Origin of the sequence: uncultured Ruminococcus sp. (genome assembly GCF_946415235.1) — a bacterium.
Lineage (GTDB): Bacteria > Bacillota > Clostridia > Oscillospirales > Ruminococcaceae > Ruminococcus.
The window spans coordinates 20,637-39,009 of the sequence record NZ_CAMKRR010000021.1 but is presented as its reverse complement, the minus strand read 5'-3'; the positions used below and the strand labels follow the sequence as shown (position 1 = coordinate 39,009).

The following is an 18,373-nucleotide window of genomic DNA, read 5'->3' as shown; positions in this document are numbered from 1 at the left end:
TTGCAATAGGTGTGCCGTTTACTCTTGTCTTTGCAACAGGGATCTGACCGTGGTCGGTCCAGTTTACAAGGTCTGCTGTTGATAAGCAGTTGATATAGCCTGAAGAATAATCGTTTTCAATAAGCTGACCATTCTTGTATGCGAATTCATCAGCTGTTGTGTAAACGTAAAGTCTGCCGTCATATACCATCCAGCCTGGGTCTGCGCCGAAACGCTGAGTATAGATTGGGTTGTTCTCGCTTTCCTTCTTAAAGCTCTCAGCCAGTGATATGCCGCTGAACTTAGCCTCGTACTGTGAAACATCAAGTGTGGGGACTGCAGGCTTGTTTACGGGGAATTCCTTGATCTTGCCAAGAATGAATTCCTGGAGACAAACGAGGTCTGTTACGTCAAATTCCTTGCTCTGGTCAACGTCTGCTGCTTTCTGAGTCATTGAATCTGTGAAGCCGCCCTTGATGAGACCCTTTCTTGCGGTTATCATATCAAGTGAGTCGATCTTCTCATCGAAGTTGAGGTCGCCAAGTGTGACCTTGCGTACCTTTGGCTGACCTGCGCCGTCGATGCTTGTGCCCGAAGGAGCGCCTATAGCCTCGTCGATGAAGAAATCAACGTATTCGTTCTCATCTGTTGTTTCAACATAGATCTGGAAGTTTGATCCGCCTGCGGGAAGAGTATAGCTTGTATTTGCCAGCTGTACCCATTCACCCTTCGGAGCGGAAGCAAGTGCGATCTGATCGTAGTTTGCTGTGCCCGAAGCGTCGTCATACTGGAGAGTGAACTTGAACTCGGTAGTATCTCCGCCTTCATTGGTCATAGCGTTTACCGAGAAGCTGTATGTCTCGCCTGCCTCGAATGCTCTTGAGTCGAGTGAGATGGCAGTGCCGTTCCATGAATTTGTTCTGCCGCTTACATAGAGTGACTTGCTGCCTGAGTATTTGGCGGAGCTGCTTGTGTCAACAGAAGCAGCGCCTCTGCCCGACCAGCTGTCGGTACCGCTCTCGAATGTGCTGTGGAACCAGTAGCCGTCGTCGTCAACCTTTGCAGGCTCAACGGGCTTTGGAGTAAATCCGCTGCTTCCGGGACCTGTGTAAGGCTTGCCTTCGCCCCACTCGCTGTCGGGAACGAGGCTCGTAAGAGCTGTATAAGCAGCCTTTGGCTGGTTGCTTGCGTCATAAAGAAGGCCGTTGCTACCCGAGCTGAGCCATGAGTTTGCGTCATTAGGGCCCCAGATCTGAACAAGGGTTACCTTGTTGTCGTGACCCGCACTGTTCCACTGCATAGCGTGCTGGAAGATAGCCTTGTACTTGTTTGCCTGATCCTGATATGAGTACTTTCCGTTCTCAACGCTGATATCGAGCTCTGTAACCTGAACGTCGATACCGAGATTGAGGTAATCGTCCATAGCCTTGAGGTAAGAATTCGTATCGCCCCACGCATTGCTTGCAGCAGCGTTTACGTGCGACTGCATTCCCATACCGTCAAGAACTCCCTTAGCCTTGAGAGGCTTGAGGATAGAGTTGATTATGCTGTTCTTCTTGCCGTCGGCAAACTCGTTATAGTCGTTGTAGAAGAGCTTACAGGTGGAAGGAGCGTACTTTCTTGCGTAGGTGAAGGCCTCCTCGATGAAGCCGTTGCCGCCGTATACCTGTACCCACGGTGAATTTCCGTTGCCGTAGCCGCCGCCTCTCGGACCGCCGTTGCCTGCATCGGAGATACACTCGTTGCATACGTCGTATGCATAGAGGTCAAGGTCGGGGTACTGTGTTGCGAATGCCTCGAACATATGCTGGATATAGCTTTCCATACGCTTGCTCATGGTGCTCTTGTCTACCCAGCTTCCGTTCTGCTGGAAGTTGCTCTTGAAGAACCACTCTGGGGTCTGGCTGTGCCATACAAGGGTATGTCCTCTGAATGCGATATTGTTCTTTACGCAGAAATCGCAGATAGCAGCACAGCTGCTGAGGGATACCTTTATGTTTGTATCCGATGAACCGCTCTGTACCAGAGTTGCATCGGGCTTTGTCTCGTTCTCGCACTCCACAGCGTTGTGATCCTTGAGGATGATGCCCTGGATACCGCTGTTGCTGATAGTTCCTCTGTTGAAGATATTGCCTACGCGGAAATAGCTTGCGAACTCGTCCTTAAGACCCTTGCCCGATGGAACGGCGTGTGCTTCCTGAGCTTCCTTGTCGCCTGTGATGAGGAATTCATCAAAAAGGAAATCGTTTGTGGAATCATTGGTGATGCTGAGCTTGAACTCATAGCTGTCCTTGGGAGCGGTATAGCTTCCACTGAGCTCTGTCCATTCACCTGCGGCTGCATTCTTGGAATCGAGTTTTACAGTTGTTTCCCTGCCTGTTTTCTCGTCGATGACAAGAAGTGAAAAATTGAATTTTTCAGCTGTTTCGCTGTAGACCTTAACGCTGTAGGTATATTTGTCTCCGCCAAAGAGATAGAGTCCCTTTGATGAAGCTGCGCCCTGTGAAGCTGAGTTTCGTCCTGTGACCTTCATGCCTCGTGAAGTGCCGAAGCCCTCTCCCAGCTGAGCGGTTACTTCAACATTATCCCCTTCGCCGTACCAGCCCTCGTAGTTGCGCTCGAAGTCGTTATGAACGATCTCAGCAGCATAGGTGCGCGAAACTACGTCAGGCAAGACTGTAATCACTCCTGAAAGGCAGCTTGCAGCCGTAAGGCCTGCAACTATCTTTTTTACTTTCATACATTCTCCTCCTCGTAAAAAGTGTATATTTTTTCGTTCAACGTAATGATATTATTTATATCATTTCATGCTGTTACAAGTATTTTACTATATTTGTACTGATAAATTCAACCCCAAAAACAATGATTAGGTGTACAAAATGCAGATGTATCTAAAAAATATAGAAATTAAAACATTTTAGGTTTAGAATTTGGTATTTTCCGCACAAAAGTGCTATTGTTCAAAACGAATAATAATATGCACAATATGTTATAATCAGCTGATTTGATAGAGCGGTTTCAGAATACGGGACTGTCAGACTGCTCAATTTGTATTTACAATTCTATGCATTGTGCCGATTTGTTAAAACAGCATCAAATAATTACAGCCCGGAATAATCAGAGGGAATATTACTATTATAATTGTATTATTCGGAATATGCACCTTCGGTTTAAGATTTTATGAATAGCATCATCTGCTTCGATTATCTATTGCAAACTTTTGGAAAAGATGTTATTATTAAGATATAAGTCAAGACAATGTACGGCTGCGCGAAAAGTTGTACGTACAAATCAAGGGGAGAATACATTTATGAAAGTATCAGATGGTTTCTGGATGAACAAGAAGGGCTATAATGTACACTGGGCTTCGCAGATATACGAGACGGAGGCGGACGAGCGGTCGGTGACGGTATGGGCTACGCCTTATCATGTCTCAAACAGGGGGATGACACTCGGCGGCCCTGTGCTGACCGTGACCTTTACATCTGTCCTCGAAAACAGCATCAAGGTAAGTATAGAGCATTTCAGGGGAGCTGCCCGCAAAAAGCCCTCCTTCGTACTTAATGATGACAAGGGCTTCCGCCCAGCCATAAACAGGCTTCCCGACGGCGGCTTTGAACTGGTATCGGGCAGGACTTCCGTCCGTATCGGCTGTGAGAAAGGGAAATGGGACATATCCTATTACTTTGACGGCAGGCTGCTCACACAGTCGGGCTGGCGGACTACCTCAATTATCGAGGAGGAGCCGTGGCACAGAGAGCAGACCGAAGCGGAACAATCCCGTGAGCCTTTCTTTTCACGCTCCGACAGCGGAGAGAGCGTGTATATCCGCGAAATGCTGGGGATTTCCGTTGGTGAGCACATATACGGCTTCGGCGAGAAGTTCTCCTCGTTCGTGAAAAACGGACAGACCGTTGAGGTATGGAACAGCGACGGCGGCACCTGCACCGAGCAGAGCTACAAGTCCGTACCGTTTTTCGTGTCCTCACGGGGCTACGGCGTGTTCGTGGATCACCCCGAAAAGGTAAGCTTCGAGGTCGGCAGCGAGAATGTCTCAAAGACTGCCTTCTCGGTACAGGGAGAACGGCTTGATTACTTTATATTCGGCGGCGGGACCATTGCCGACGTTATAGAGCGTTATACCGCCCTCACAGGCAGGCCTGCACTTCCCCCGCCGTGGTCCTTCGGACTGTGGCTCTCCACCTCTTTTACCACGGATTACGACGAAAAAACCGTCAATTCATTCATCGACGAGATGCAGATAAGGGATATCCCCCTCGATGTGTTCCATTTTGACTGCTTCTGGATGAAGGAATTTCAGTGGTGCGGATTTGAGTGGGACAGTGAAAAATTCCCCGACCCCAAGGCGATGATAGCGCGTCTGAAGTCCAAGGGGCTGAGGGTGTGCGTATGGGTCAATCCCTACATCGGACAGCGCTCTCCCGCATTTGCGGAATGCGCCGAAAAAGGCTATTTCATCAGAAAAAAGGACGGTTCCGTGTTTCAGTGTGATATGTGGCAGCCGGGCATGGCGATAATCGACTTCACCAACGCGGAAGCCCGCATATGGTTCGCAGAGCAGATACGCCGCCTTGCAGAGCTTGGCATCGACGCGGTAAAGACGGATTTCGGCGAGCGTATTCCCACAGATGCGGTATATTCCGACGGCTCGGACCCTTACAGGATGCATAATTACTATGCTTATCTCTACAATAAGACGGTGTTTGAAGCTCTCGGGAGCGTAAAGGGTGAGGGCAATGCCTGCCTGTTTGCAAGGTCAGCGACCGCAGGCTGTCAGAAGTTCCCCGTACACTGGGGCGGAGACTGCTTCTCGGCTTATGAGTCCATGTGGGAAACTCTCCGCGGCGGACTGTCACTGTGTATGTCGGGATTTGGCTTTTTCTCCCATGATATAGGCGGATTTGAGTCCACGGGCACTCCCGACCTCTACAAGCGCTGGACGGCGTTCGGACTTATGTCAACCCATTCGCGCTATCACGGAAACAATTCCTACCGCGTACCGTGGCACTTTGACGAGGAGAGCTGCGATGTTGCCCGTCATTTCGTAAAGCTCAAGGGCAGGCTCATGCCGTACCTGTGGGCGAATGCCGTAAGGACTCACGAAACAGGTGTCCCCATGATGAGAGCTATGGCTGTGGACTTCGGCTTCGACCGCAATGTGCTTGCTCTCGATACCCAGTATATGCTCGGAAATTCCCTGCTCGCCGCTCCTGTTTTCAGCGAGGACGGTGTGTGCAGCTTCTACCTGCCCGACTGCGGCACATGGACGGATATACAGACGGGTGAAGCCCTCAGGGGCGGCAGGTGGTATACAAAGAAATATGACTATTTCGGTATGCCGTTATATGCAAGACCGCGTTCGATAATAGTTTACGGAAATTACAGGCAGACTGCCGATTACGATTACCTCGACGGAATGAGGATAGTCGTTTACGGCATGGACGAGGGCAGTACTGCGGAAACGACGGTATACAACAGCAGCCGCACTAAAAAAGCGGAAATAAAGGCAGTCAGCAAGGGTGACTGCATTGAGCTCACCGTAAGGGGGACAGAGCTCCCATTCACGGCGGAAAGTCCTCAGGGACTTGACATAGTGATAATTGACTGAAAAGTTGACATTATCTATTTACTTTTGACTGAAATTATGATAAAATTAATATCAGATATTGAGGATGAAAGGAATGAGATAACAGGAATATGAACGAAACACAGGGTTACACCGCGGAATATGCGGCGCTTAGCCATGAAATATACAGTCTTACGAAGCAGCTCGAGGAAAAGGACAGGGAGATCAGGGAGTCGGAAAAGACAGACCTGCACGATCCGTTCAGGAACCCTACGGAGTTCAGGTGGTACAGGGACGATTATTCCGAGATACTTCCGTGGGCGACAATGCCTGAGTTCACAGTGCCCTTTGAGCCTGCAAAGGTTGAAAAGAGCGCAATAAGACGTTTTTACAATATCGGCGGATTCATTATGCTCATACAGTTTTTTGCGTCGAGCGTGTTTGCGTATCTGCTGATGCTTGTGATAAAGCTCATACTTGCCAAAGCCAATCCGGGAGCTGAAGACGGAGCTATTTCGCATTATATGCAGAGCGGTTCCATACTTGCGGCGATAAACCTTATAACCTACATGGGCGCAAATATAGGCTTTGCCTTCGTTGCACTGAAATGGGCGAAGATAAAGCCGTCCTTCATGTTCAAAACAAGGGATTACCACTTTTACGATGCGGTGCAGCATTGCCTTGCGGGAATATTCATCTGGTACAGCTCCGCTGTGATAGCAGGCGGTATCGACGACATCTTCGGGAAGTACGGCTTCTCAACAGATGTCCTTGACACGGACATGGGCAAGACGGGGCTGGGCTTTGCGGTGCTCACGATATACAGCTGTATCATAGCGCCGCTGACGGAGGAGTTCTTCTTCCGCGGAGCTCTTATGAAGATATTCTCAAAGTCAAATCAGCGCTTCGGAATATTCATGTCGGCGTTTTTCTTCGGACTTGCACACGGAAATATCCCGCAGTTCGTGCTTGCTTTCCTGATAGGAATATTCTTCGGACATATCGACATGAAGCATAACTCCATAGTTCCGTCAATAGTTGTCCATATACTGATAAACACCTGCGCGACGCTTGTTTCGGAATTCGAGGACAATACTTTTGTTATGGGAGTAAGCGGACTGCTGCTGATACTTTGCTATATCGTGGGTATCATAATGCTCGTTGTTTTCCGCATGAACTGTAAGCTCCCCGTATCGACTCCCGCACAGAGCCGCCGCGGATTAGCCGTGGCAAAGACCTCGGTCGGCATTATCCTTGCAGTTGCCGTCCATGTGGCATATACTCTCCTGATAATCTATCAGACAAAGCTCACTTCATAAAAAATAAGCCCGTATACGGCGTTAAATGACCGTATACGGGCGTTTTGTTTTTATTGTTCTGCTTCGGCAGGAGCTGCTTCTGCGGGTTCGGTGGTCTTTTTTGAGATCATGAACAGTGACATGGCAATGCCGATAACGAGGATAAATGTAGTCAGCAGGCTTCCCTCTATGCCGAATTCACCGCCTGTCAGAAAAGCATGGGTAGAATTGGGGACGCTGCGGAATACAGACTCCGTATCGGAAGTACCGCTGACGCTTATGCCGTATATGTTGCCCTGTGCGAAGTTCCACATGGAATGAATGGCGCAGGCTCCCCATATATTATCAAAAAGGATGACGCAAAGTGCGGCGAATACGCCGAAGAGGAACAGATTGACGAAGGGAAGAGGTCCGAAGCCGGGGTTTCCGACGTGAGCAAGAGCAAATCCGAGAGCGCTTATCCCGACGGCTACAGCAGTATGCTTGCCGCTTCCGCCTATGGTAGTCATGAGGTAACCGCGGAAGATGAATTCCTCACTCATGCCCTGAACTACAAATCCTATGAAAAACAGTACGAGGACTCCTGCGTTTATGCTGCTGCAAAGCTTGATATGTGTTATACCGAGACAGGCACTGATGAGCGCGATAAACGACATCATTACAAAACCTGCGGCAAGACCTGACAAATACATGGGAAAAAATCCCTTTTTGCGGGCTCCCATTGAGCGGACGGGTCTCATTTCTATGCAGCGGCAGTAGAATATTGCCGCAAGAGTTCCGAACACGGTTGACAGCAGAGAGGGTATCATTATTTTCGGAGCGGAAGATACCTTAACGGCAAGCTTTGTTGCCTCCTTTACACTGATGACTTCACCGGAATTGAGATATCCCTGTTTCTGAAGCTCCTCCATTATGGGTCTGAGAGTGATTATTGCGGGCACAATGGATTCAAGCAGTAATATTACACAAAATACCGCTAAAAAGCAGAGTATGATAACGAAAATGTTCTTTGAAGCATGAGACTTTGAAGCCTCACTGAACAGTTTGGGTCTGTATTCAAGCATAAAAAAGCACCTCCACCTTTAATTCTACTATGTTCAAAGGCGATTGTCAAGGGATTTTTGGTACTGCTCCCGAATTGACAATGCATCGTATAAATGGTATAATGAATAATATGTAATCAGTAACCGCCTCAGGGCGGTTATTGTACTGAACTGCGTCAGGAACGGGGCATATCCGCTGATACCCGTCCCATGAGCAGATATGTCAATTCAGTACTATTTCAGGAAAGGGGATAGATGATGTACAAAACGATACTTTCGCACGTCGGAAAATACAAGAAGGAGGCGATACTTTCGCCCGTTACCATTATCGGGGAGGTAGCGATGGAAGTGCTCATACCCACGGTAATGGCCATGATAATAGATAACGGCGTCAAAAAGGGAGATATAGGGTATATCGCAAAAATGGGCGGTATAATGGTGCTCATGGCGGTATTCTCCCTTTGCTTCGGAGCTCTTGCAGCCCGTTTCAGCGCAGTAGCGTCCATGGGCTTTGCCAAGAACCTCAGGAGCGCACTGTTCAGGAAGGTGCAGAGCTTTTCCTTTGCCAATGTGGATAAGTTCTCCACAGCGTCCCTGACCACAAGGCTCACCACTGACGTTACCAATGTGCAGAACGCTTTCATGATGTTCGTGCGAATGGCGTTCCGTTCGCCTATAATGCTCATATGCGCCACAATAATGGCAGTCAGGGCGAATGCAAGGCTGTCACTGGTATTCCTCTTTGCGATACCAATACTTGCGGTGACTGTTTTCATGATAATATCCCACGCGCATCCGAGGTTTGAAAAAATGCTCAGGCGCTATGACGATATGAACGCAAAGGTGCAGGAAAACCTTGTGGGTATCCGCGTGGTAAAGGCTTTTGCCCGTGAGAAGTACGAGAACGAACGCTTTGAGGAGAATACGAAGAACGTCCGTCTCGCACAGTTTGCCGCCGAAAAGCTTGTAATACTTGGAATGCCCGCAATGCAGCTGGTAATGTACGCAAGCATTGCCGCTATACTTTACTTCGGCGGACGCATGGCAGTAGGCGGCGACATAGAAACAGGAGCACTTTCCAGCTTTATCACATATGTTGCACAGATACTCATGTCGCTTATGATGCTGTCGGTGCTGTTCATCACCTTTGTTATCTCGAGAGCTTCCATACAGCGTATCTATGAGGTGCTCAGCGAAGCCCCCGCCATAAAGGACGACACAGCCTCGGAGGTATCCGCAGCTGATGGTTCTGTAAGCTTTGAGAACGTGAGCTTCAGCTATTACGACGATATGAAGAACCTCGCCCTCGAGAATATTGACCTTGAGATAAGATCGGGCGAGACTATCGGTATCATAGGCGGTACGGGCTCCTCAAAGACCTCTCTTGTACAGCTCATACCCCGTCTTTACGAAGCCACAGCGGGAAAAGTGATCGTAGGCGGTCACGACGTAAAGGAGTACCCGCTGAAAACTCTCCGCGATCAGGTGGCTATGGTATTGCAGAAAAACGTTCTCTTCTCGGGAACTATCAGGGACAATCTCCGCTGGGGCGACGAGAACGCCACTGACGAGGAGATCATCGAAGCCTGCAAGGCTGCCTGCGCTCATGACTTTATCATGAACTTCCCCGACGGCTACGATACCGACCTCGGACAGGGCGGCGTAAATGTTTCGGGCGGACAGAAGCAGAGGCTCTGTATCGCAAGAGCTCTCCTCAAAAAGCCGAAGATAATCATACTTGACGACTCCACAAGCGCGGTGGATACCGCCACGGACAGCAGTATCCGCAAGGCCTTCCGCGAGAAGCTTGCCGATACCACCACTATCATAATAGCTCAGCGTATAAGCTCCGTTATGGACGCAGACCGCATAATAGTCATGGACGGCGGAAAGATAACCGATATCGGCACACATGACGAGCTCATGCAGAAAAGTGAGATATACCGTGAGGTATACGACTCACAGCAGAAAGGAGCTGATGAATAATGCCGCCTAAAGCACAGCAGAGACCAATTGCAAAGCCGAAGAACACCTTAGGCGCACTGAAGCGCATATTCAGCTATATGCACGGCTTCAGGGTGCAGTTCATATTTGTCGTTCTCGGCATATTTTTCAGCTCGGGCGCGGGCATAGCAGGAAACTATCTTCTGAAGCCCGTCATAGACAACATTGAGGACGCTCTTAAAACAGGACACTGGAAATACGGAAAATTCATAGGCCTTATCATCGTAATGGTGGTGATCTATGCTCTCGGAGCTTTTTCCACCCTGTTCTATCAGCGTATCATGCTGAAAATATCCACGACCACCCTCATGCGTATCAGAAACGATCTTTTCAGCAAAATGGAAATGCTTCCCATACGCTTTTTTGACAAGCACACTCACGGTGAGCTCATGAGTCTTTATACGAACGATACCGACGCTATCCGTGAGATGCTCAGCAACAGTATCGCACAGTTCATAAGCTCCGCCATAACTATCGTGGGAGTTTTTTCAGCCATGCTCATATACAGCTGGAGACTTACCATACTCGTTGTGGCAATGCTCTTTATCATATTCAGGGTAATAGGCTTTGTGGGCTCAAGGAGCGGAAAGGGCTTCATAGCGCAGCAGAAGGCTCTCGGAAGCGTGAACGGCTACATTGAGGAAATGATAGACGGACAGAAGGTAGTAAAGGTATTCTGCCACGAGGAAAAGGCTGACGAGGAGTTCGACAGGCTCAACGAGGAGCTCTGCAGGGCTTCCACTCATGCACATACCTTTGCGAATATACTCATGCCTATAATGAACAACCTGTCCTATGTACACTATGCGGCAACTGCCATAGCAGGCGGTATAATGGCGGTAAAGGGAATAGGCGGCATGACCGTGGGTACAGTCGTTTCTTATCTCCAGTTCACACGTTCATTCTCCATGCCTATAACACAGGTGTCACAGCAGCTCAATTCCGTACTCACGGCGCTTGCGGGCGCTGAGCGCATCTTCGCTGTAATAGATGAGGAACCCGAGGCGGACGAGGGCTATGTTACCCTTGTAAATGCGAATATAGCCGAGGACGGCACCATAACCGAAGCAGATCACCGCACGGGCCGCTGGGCGTGGAAGCACCCCCACAAGTCAACGGGTACTACAACCTATACCGAGGTGCGCGGCAATGTTGAGTTTGACGACGTTGTTTTCGGATATGAGCCCAACAAGACCGTACTCAACGGCATATCGCTCTATGCAAAGCCCGGACAGAAGATAGCCTTTGTAGGCTCAACAGGTGCGGGAAAGACCACCATAATCAATCTCATAAACCGCTTCTACGACGTTCCCGAGGGCAAGATACGCTACGACGGTATCAATATAAACAAGATCAAAAAGGACGACCTGAGGCGCTCACAGTCCATAGTATTGCAGGATACACACCTGTTTACGGGAACCGTTATGGAGAATATCCGCTACGGAAAGCTTGACGCCACGGACGAAGAGGTCTATGCGGCAGCAAGGCTGGCAAATGCGGACAGCTTCATAAAACACCTTGAAAACGGCTATGATACCATGCTCACTGCCGACGGAGCGAACCTGTCGCAGGGACAGAGACAGCTCCTTGCCATAGCCCGTGCGGCTGTTGCGGACCCGCCTGTGCTTATTCTTGACGAGGCTACGAGCTCCATTGATACCCGTACCGAGTCCCTTATCGAAAAAGGTATGGACTCGCTCATGGAGGGCAGAACCGTATTCGTTATCGCACACAGGCTGTCCACAGTACGCAATTCACACGCTATAATGGTACTTGAGCACGGCAGGATAATCGAAAGAGGAAACCACAATGAGCTCATTGCTCAGCACGGCAAGTACTATCAGCTGTACACGGGAATGTTCGAGCTCAGCTGATGAGACCGGAAAGAGGAAATATATGAAACTTAAAAGAAATGCAGCATTTGTCACAGCTGTCGCAATGCTTGCCTGTTCCGCCTCATGTTTCAGCAGCAAAAGCGGAAGGGTAGGCAGCGTTGAAGTACCCACGGAAGCCGTGACCGTCGAGGGCGTTGACGCCAACGACGCAGTTGAAGCCGCAGCAGGCGATGCTTACCTTGCCATTGCCGATGAGGCGTGGGAGGTACAGTACCTCGGAAACAAGGACGTTAACGGCAGCGATCAGCTCTCATACGACGCGGGAGTTGCACATATCAGCGGAAACGGCGAGTATACCGTCAGCGTTACCGCCGATACCAACGGCTTCAGGTATGACGAAACAGGCGATATAAACGGAGATTATACAATAAAGGGTCTCGGCTTTGCGGCAGTTATCATAGACAACGCCGAGGAAGTTCTTCCCAATGCGGTCATAACCATAAACAGCGTAAAGGTCGACGGCAGGGAGCTGGAGCTCGTAAAGAAAAGCTACACCAACACGGAAAGCGGCTCTGTACGCGCAAATATCTTCAACGAATGGGTTAGCGACGACGGACTTCCCGCCGACGCAAGGTCTGCTGAGGGAGCTCTCTTCGAGAACGGCGATGCCTCAAAGCCCACTGCCATAAACGACGGAAGCTATTCCGCACAGATAGTGGACAGGAACGAATTCAGCGAGTGGAAGAACGTAGAGGTGGGATTTACCGTATCGGGACTGTAAGATCACAGTTTGCTCGTCAGGATTTTTCACTTAGTTCAGCTTTTTGTCACAGAACAATCATATGGGTGGGATATAATACGATCATGGAAAGGGAAATCTCCCTCCTCCTTTTTCTAATGAGATCTTCATTTTCATATAAACCACCCTAAAGGTTAAAGCGTCCTGCCACATGGGCGCTTTTTCCATTATATGGCTGCTGTGATTGACAAATCTTATATATCATGCTATAATATAACATAATATATTCAGCCAAAAATAACCGTAAGGAGAAAATAATCATGGAAAACAATACTAAGGAAATGAACAGCGTCATTGCAGATTTCTGTGCTCTTCTCGAGAGCCGCAATGTATCCTACGAGCGCAATCAGCAGGATGAGAATATGATAAGATTCCGCACAAAGCTGCCCAATCATGATGCAGCCCCGTTCATACTTATCCATTTCAATCCGCAGAACAGTGCTCTCAGCCTTGCCCTCAGCAGACTTGCAATGTTTTCAAACCCGAGCGAGGAGCTTTATAAGCTTATGAACGAGTTCAACTCCGATCCGGGCAACTTTGCCTGCAAGATGTTCACAGACAAGGACGGACAGGTAATAATTCTTACAAATGCTATCCTCAAGGGCGATGATACCAGCGCACAGATCGAGGAGTATATCAACATCAGTGTGCTCGCAACCGATAAATATTTCGGAAAGATCGCTGAGCTCATTGACAGCAGCAACAATAATTAACGAAATACCGCTAAAAATTGAATTATTTCCGGGATAATCCGAACTGAATAATACAAATGGTATTAAATTTATTGTACAATACGTAGATTTTTATTGTGAGATCTGACAAAACGCCCCTTTTCCTCTTTTAATATTTGAGCACTTGTGCTAAGATATAATTACACAAGTATTTCAGATGAGAGGGAGGTGTTTGTATGAGTACAGTGAAAAAAATATCAGGAAAAGTATCTGCTGTCGCAGTCGCTTTTGTTATGCTGATCTGTGTTCTTGCCGGCTTCCCGTCAAGGGCTGTTGCGGAGGAGAAGGAAATGGACTTCGCCGCAATGTCCGAAGAATTAGCCTTCCTTATCAATGAAGCGAGAGAGGACGCGGGTCTTGAGCCGCTCAAAATAGTTCCGTACCTCTGTGATATCTCACAGATACGTGCAAGAGAGTGTATAACACTGTTCAGCCATGAACGTCCCGACTATATATCCGATTTTATCATTGACGATAAAGGGGAGAAGTATTTCGGTTTTGAGACTGCCATAGACCTCAACCTTGTACCATTTATGTGGGCAGGCGAAAATATCGCCGCGGGCAATTCGACTCCGCAGGCGACGTTTGAGCAGTGGAAGGCATCACCTTCACACTGGGGAGTCATAATGAACCCGAACTATACTCACCTCGGAGTATCCGTTACCTATGAGGAAAACGATGCAAGGAATCACCATTATTACTGGGAAGCTTTGTTTATCGGCTGCGGTCTTGATCTGAAAAATCAGTATTCTCCCAGGAGAGAAAGAGTAAGACCCGTAAGCACGGGAGATATCAACGGTGACGGAGAGATAGATTCCTTTGATCTTATAACCATCAACAAGTACCTTGCACAGAAGACAGAATTCAACGAGCTTCAGATGGAAAGCGCAGATCTTCTCAAGGACGGTATTGTAAATTCCGACGACGCAGAGGTGCTGAAGATGTATCTGCTCGGCGAGTGCGATACTCTGCCGATGACCTTCGATATGCTTCTGAAGATCTACAAAGAACGGAAATGACCGAAAAGGGAAAAATAAAAGGTGTGTTCATGATAAAAGCGGCTGATATTTCAGCCGCTTTTATTTGTGAACGGAGGAATATTTTTTAAAAAAAGACAAATTGCTAATTGAACAAAAGGTATAATTTTTCTGAAGCTCGAAAGCTGACGAAAGTACGGTATATGGCTTAAAACAAAGAAAAATCGTCATGTCTGTTGGTATTACTTACGGTATATTTTAGGCAGAGTATTACAAAATTATATAAAATAGGGTTGCTTTAGGCGGTCTTATTAGGTACAGTCTCCAATCTTTTCCACGGAATATTGACAAAAAGTATATCTGTGTGTTATAATACATTATGTTGAAGAGTAATACACTTTTGTATTGCTCAGGCAGAGGTCTGCGATGCGGAAAGGTACACAAAAACGATTGATTTTCCGCATAGAAATATAAAGAGCAGGCTGATGCCGATCGTTCGTGAAAAAAGCTCCGTTTTTATACACTGATTCTTCGGCCGATGTTTCGGAATACGGAGCAAAGGCCCGTGCTGCGGGTCTGAAATCAAGAGGCATAGGGAAAGCAAGCAATTATTTTATTCTTTGGGGTGACGATTATGCGAAACTTATTAATTATCGGTGCGGGTCAGTATGGCATGGTTGCTAAGGAGATCGCCGAGTCAACAGGCGAGTACGGGAAGATCGCATTCCTTGATGACAATAATCCTGTTGCGATCGGCAAAATAAGCGATTATGCAAAGTTCTGTGATGAGTACGACAGTGCTGTCGTAGCTGTGGGAAATTCCGATTTCCGCCTCAGCTTCATCAAGAAGCTCTTTGATGCGGGCTACAAGATCCCTAAGCTCATCCACACAAGAGCTTATGTATCGCCTTCTGCAAAGATAGGCATGGGTTCTTTTGTTGAGCCTATGGCTGTTGTTCATACTGACGTGACTATAAAGGCAGGCTGCATCATATCAGCAGGTGTTATAATCAATCATAACAGCGTTATTGAGGAAGGCTGTCATATCAACTGCGGTTCTGTCGTAAAATCAGGAGTGCAGGTGGCAGCAAGAACAAGAAGCGGTTACTGCGATCTGTTTGATAATGACTATCACCACAGATCAGTAGCGGTATGATGTTTTCAAAGGGGAGAAATTATGGGTTTTAATTGGACAAAGGCATTTGCAGTTGCAGGAGTTTCTCTTGGAACTGCTTTTGTTGCTTTAAACATGGTTGCAAAGAAGAAAAAGCCGGGCTCGGTATATAAAAACGAGCCCGAACAGCAGAATAAAATGCAGGGTAAAAAAGTCGTTTTCGTCGAGGACGAGAACGATCCTCTGAATGCTGACGGCTTCCGAGGACACCTTGAGGCTATCGGCGAAAGTGAGCATTTCCCCACAGTTTATGAGAGGTACATAAAACGTGCTTTTGATGTATCGCTCTCATTCTGCGGGCTTGTTGCACTCTCGCCTGTTTTTGCTGCTACGGCAATTGCGATAAAGCTTGACGATCCCGGTCCGATACTCTTCACTCAGAAGCGTGTCGGCATGGATAAGCAGTACTTTACGCTGCACAAATTCCGTTCCATGAAAATGTGCACACCTCATGATGTGCCCACACATATGCTCGATGATCCCGATCAGTACCTGCTGAGAGTCGGAAAGCTCATAAGAAAGCTTTCCATCGACGAGCTGCCGCAGATATGGGATATCTTTATCGGCAATATGAGCATCATCGGTCCCCGTCCCGCACTCTGGAATCAGGATTACCTTACCTCTGAGCGCGACAGGTACGGAGCCAACGATATAAAGCCGGGGCTTACGGGACTTGCTCAGATCAAGGGAAGAGACGAGCTTGAGATACCCGAAAAGGCAAGACTTGACGGCGTTTATACGGACGCTCTCAAGGGCGGAAGCATTACGGGACTCCTTATGGATATAAAGGTGTTTTTGGGCTCTGTATCCTCTGTTCTCAGAAGCGAGGGAATAGTTGAGGGCGGTACAGGTCAGATGGCTAAAGAGTTTGAAAAGGCTGAAAATAAATGAAGAGAATATTGATAACAGGTGCGGGTTCGTACATAGGCGACTGTGTAAAGGACTACCTTTTAAGCGAAACTGATAAATACTCGGTCGATATGATCGACACAATGGGCTTCGAGCCCAAGCCTGAGGATTTTGACGGCTATGACGCAGTGTTCAATGTTGCGGGCATCGCTCACATCAAGGAGACTGACGAGAACAGGGCGCTGTACTTCAAGGTCAACAGAGACCTTATCATAAAGATAGCAAAAGCCGCCAAGGCAGGCGGCGTAAAGCAGTTCATACTGCTCTCCTCCATGTCGGTATACGGAAAGCTTACGGGAAAGATAAGCAAGAAAACAAAGGCTGCTCCGAATACTGCCTACGGAAAGTCCAAGGCACAGGCGGACGCGGCTATTGCAAAGCTTGCCGATGACAGTTTTAAATTTGCCTGTCTCAGACCGCCAATGGTCTACGGAAAGGACTGCAAGGGCAATTATCAGACACTCAGGAAGTTCGCTTTGGCTTCGCCTGTTTTCCCCGATTATAAAAATCAGCGTTCCATGATATACATCGGAAACCTCTGCGAATTCGTGAAGCAGGTCATAGACGAGGAAAAGAGCGGTCTGTTCTTCCCTCAGAATTCCGAGTATGTGAATACCTCGGAAATGGTAAAGCGCATCGCAAAGGTCAACGGAATGAACATACGCCTTACGGGAGCGTTCAATGCAGGTATTAAGCTTGCGAAGATGAATGTTGTGAAAAAGGTATTCGGTACCCTGATATACGAAAAGGTGGATACCGTCGATAAGTTCGGATTTGATGAAAGCATCAGCCTTACGGAAACGGGAAAGTACAGAGAGCGTTCAGTGGATAAAATGAGGATACTTGCCACTTGCCAGTACGGTTGGCCGGAGCCTTATCCGTCCCTGTACCCTATGGAGGAAATGGCAAAGCGCGGACACTATGTACACGCCGTAACGGGTACTCCGAATTATCCTATGGGAGACGTTTTTGACGGATACCGCAACAAGACCAGCAGGGAAGACCATAACGGCATACATATCACTCATGTTCCCGTTATACCGAGGAAAAAGGACACAGTACACAGGATGCTGAATTACCACAGCTATCCTGTTTCCGCAAAGCTTTTCCTTTCGCATCTTAAAGGAAATTACGACGTTATATTTGCAAATCAGTCCTCACCCGTCATGATGGTTGAGCCTGCTGTCAAATATGCGAAAAAGCATGACAAGCGCGTTGTCATGTACTGTATGGATCTTTGGCCCGCAAGCCTCTGCGTCGGCGGCGTCAGCAAGGATTCGGCAGTATATAAATTCTATTACAGGATCTCAAAGAAGATATACGAGCAGGTAGATGTTCTGCTTGTAACTTCGAGAAAATTCAAGGATTACTTCATTGAGGAGTTCGGTATCCCCGAAAACAAGATAGTATATCTGCCTCAGTATGCTCTTTCTACATTCGATCATATCCCACAGGGCGGCGAAAAAGACACCACAGATCTCGTATTTGCGGGTAATGTCGGAACTGCCCAGAATATAGGTGTCATACTGAGAGCAGCTGCTATAATACAAAAGGAGCAGATAACGGATAACGGCAGGAAGATAGTTTTTCATATCGTCGGCGACGGTCAGGAGCTTGATAACCTGAAGAGCTATGCGAAAAAGGAAGCTCTTGAAAACGTTATCTTCCACGGCAGGAAGCCTTCGGAGGAAATGCCGAAGTACTACGGACTGGCAGACGCCATGATAGTAACGCTCCTGCCCGATCCGCTCATATCCCTGACGCTCCCTGCAAAGGTGCAGAGCTATATGGCTTCGGGCAAGCCGATAATCGCTTCCGCTGACGGCGAGATACCCGATGTCATAAGCGAGAGCAGATGCGGCTTCAGCGCAAAGGCAGATGACGAAAACGACCTTGTAAGGGCGATAAAGGAGTTCATTGCTTCTCCCGACCGTCAGGAGCTGGGAGAGAACGGCAGAAGGTTTTATTCTCAGCATTTCGCTGTGGATATCGTTATGGACAAACTTGAAGATATCCTGAGAGAAAACTGCAGATAGA

At 48.0% G+C, this 18,373-nt stretch carries 12 protein-coding genes; 10 read left to right on the top strand and 2 right to left on the bottom strand.

The window, feature by feature from the left end:
* On the bottom strand, nucleotides 1–2,719 hold a 2,719-nt coding region (locus Q0R37_RS06535; RefSeq protein ID WP_294752628.1), incomplete at its 3' end, for an endo-1,4-beta-xylanase.
* 570 nt (nucleotides 2,720–3,289) lie between these two features.
* On the opposite strand from Q0R37_RS06535, the gene yicI reads away from it, so the two are divergent.
* Together yicI and Q0R37_RS06525 are read left to right on the top strand one after the other, a co-directional pair.
* On the top strand, nucleotides 3,290–5,608 hold the full coding sequence (yicI, locus tag Q0R37_RS06530; RefSeq protein WP_294752626.1) for an alpha-xylosidase: 2,319 nt from the start codon (nucleotides 3,290–3,292) through the stop codon (nucleotides 5,606–5,608).
* An 89-nt stretch (nucleotides 5,609–5,697) separates the two neighbouring features.
* Complete coding sequence (locus Q0R37_RS06525) at nucleotides 5,698–6,885, top strand: CPBP family intramembrane glutamic endopeptidase (RefSeq protein WP_294752623.1); 1,188 nt, start codon at nucleotides 5,698–5,700, stop codon at nucleotides 6,883–6,885.
* Between the two features lie 50 nt (nucleotides 6,886–6,935).
* Here Q0R37_RS06525 and Q0R37_RS06520 read toward each other — a convergent pair whose 3' ends face one another.
* Nucleotides 6,936–7,928 (bottom strand): CPBP family intramembrane glutamic endopeptidase, encoded by a 993-nt coding sequence (locus tag Q0R37_RS06520; RefSeq protein WP_294752620.1) that lies wholly within the window; start codon nucleotides 7,926–7,928, stop codon nucleotides 6,936–6,938.
* A gap of 237 nt (nucleotides 7,929–8,165) precedes the next feature.
* On the opposite strand from Q0R37_RS06520, the gene Q0R37_RS06515 reads away from it, so the two are divergent.
* The 8 genes from Q0R37_RS06515 (at nucleotide 8,166) to Q0R37_RS06480 (ending at nucleotide 18,372) form a co-directional block, all read left to right on the top strand.
* The gene (locus Q0R37_RS06515; protein ID WP_294752619.1) at nucleotides 8,166–9,893 is read left to right on the top strand and encodes an ABC transporter ATP-binding protein; all 1,728 of its coding nucleotides are present in this window, start codon (nucleotides 8,166–8,168) and stop codon (nucleotides 9,891–9,893) included.
* Nucleotides 9,893–11,785, top strand: coding sequence for an ABC transporter ATP-binding protein (locus tag Q0R37_RS06510; RefSeq protein ID WP_294752617.1), 1,893 nt, complete (start codon nucleotides 9,893–9,895; stop codon nucleotides 11,783–11,785). The genes Q0R37_RS06515 and Q0R37_RS06510 overlap by 1 nt, the downstream gene beginning before the upstream one ends.
* 22 nt (nucleotides 11,786–11,807) lie before the next feature.
* Complete coding sequence (locus Q0R37_RS06505; protein ID WP_294752615.1) at nucleotides 11,808–12,527, top strand: hypothetical protein; 720 nt, start codon at nucleotides 11,808–11,810, stop codon at nucleotides 12,525–12,527.
* A gap of 278 nt (nucleotides 12,528–12,805) precedes the next feature.
* On the top strand, nucleotides 12,806–13,258 hold the full coding sequence (locus Q0R37_RS06500) for a YbjN domain-containing protein (protein ID WP_294752613.1): 453 nt from the start codon (nucleotides 12,806–12,808) through the stop codon (nucleotides 13,256–13,258).
* A 194-nt stretch (nucleotides 13,259–13,452) separates the two neighbouring features.
* On the top strand, nucleotides 13,453–14,295 hold the full coding sequence (locus tag Q0R37_RS06495; RefSeq protein WP_294752611.1) for a CAP domain-containing protein: 843 nt from the start codon (nucleotides 13,453–13,455) through the stop codon (nucleotides 14,293–14,295).
* A 592-nt stretch (nucleotides 14,296–14,887) separates the two neighbouring features.
* Complete coding sequence (locus Q0R37_RS06490; RefSeq protein WP_294752609.1) at nucleotides 14,888–15,409, top strand: PglB; 522 nt, start codon at nucleotides 14,888–14,890, stop codon at nucleotides 15,407–15,409.
* A gap of 21 nt (nucleotides 15,410–15,430) precedes the next feature.
* A complete protein-coding gene (locus tag Q0R37_RS06485; protein ID WP_294752607.1) occupies nucleotides 15,431–16,318 on the top strand; it encodes a sugar transferase in 888 nt (295 codons plus the stop codon).
* Complete coding sequence (locus tag Q0R37_RS06480; protein ID WP_294752605.1) at nucleotides 16,315–18,372, top strand: glycosyltransferase; 2,058 nt, start codon at nucleotides 16,315–16,317, stop codon at nucleotides 18,370–18,372. The genes Q0R37_RS06485 and Q0R37_RS06480 overlap by 4 nt, the downstream gene beginning before the upstream one ends.
* Nucleotide 18,373: the final 1 nt, after the last annotated feature.

Excerpts from the sequence above, each read along its gene's own strand:
- yicI (WP_294752626.1), top strand. The coding sequence starts at position 3,290 with ATGAAAGTATCAGATGGTTTCTGGATGAACAAGAAGGGCTATAATGTA.
- Q0R37_RS06525 (WP_294752623.1), top strand. The coding sequence starts at position 5,698 with ATGAACGAAACACAGGGTTACACCGCGGAATATGCGGCGCTTAGCCAT.
- Q0R37_RS06520 (WP_294752620.1), bottom strand. The coding sequence starts at position 7,928 with ATGCTTGAATACAGACCCAAACTGTTCAGTGAGGCTTCAAAGTCTCAT.
- Q0R37_RS06515 (WP_294752619.1), top strand. The coding sequence starts at position 8,166 with ATGTACAAAACGATACTTTCGCACGTCGGAAAATACAAGAAGGAGGCG.
- Q0R37_RS06510 (WP_294752617.1), top strand. The coding sequence starts at position 9,893 with ATGCCGCCTAAAGCACAGCAGAGACCAATTGCAAAGCCGAAGAACACC.
- Q0R37_RS06505 (WP_294752615.1), top strand. The coding sequence starts at position 11,808 with ATGAAACTTAAAAGAAATGCAGCATTTGTCACAGCTGTCGCAATGCTT.
- Q0R37_RS06500 (WP_294752613.1), top strand. The coding sequence starts at position 12,806 with ATGGAAAACAATACTAAGGAAATGAACAGCGTCATTGCAGATTTCTGT.
- Q0R37_RS06495 (WP_294752611.1), top strand. The coding sequence starts at position 13,453 with ATGAGTACAGTGAAAAAAATATCAGGAAAAGTATCTGCTGTCGCAGTC.
- Q0R37_RS06490 (WP_294752609.1), top strand. The coding sequence starts at position 14,888 with ATGCGAAACTTATTAATTATCGGTGCGGGTCAGTATGGCATGGTTGCT.
- Q0R37_RS06485 (WP_294752607.1), top strand. The coding sequence starts at position 15,431 with ATGGGTTTTAATTGGACAAAGGCATTTGCAGTTGCAGGAGTTTCTCTT.
- Q0R37_RS06480 (WP_294752605.1), top strand. The coding sequence starts at position 16,315 with ATGAAGAGAATATTGATAACAGGTGCGGGTTCGTACATAGGCGACTGT.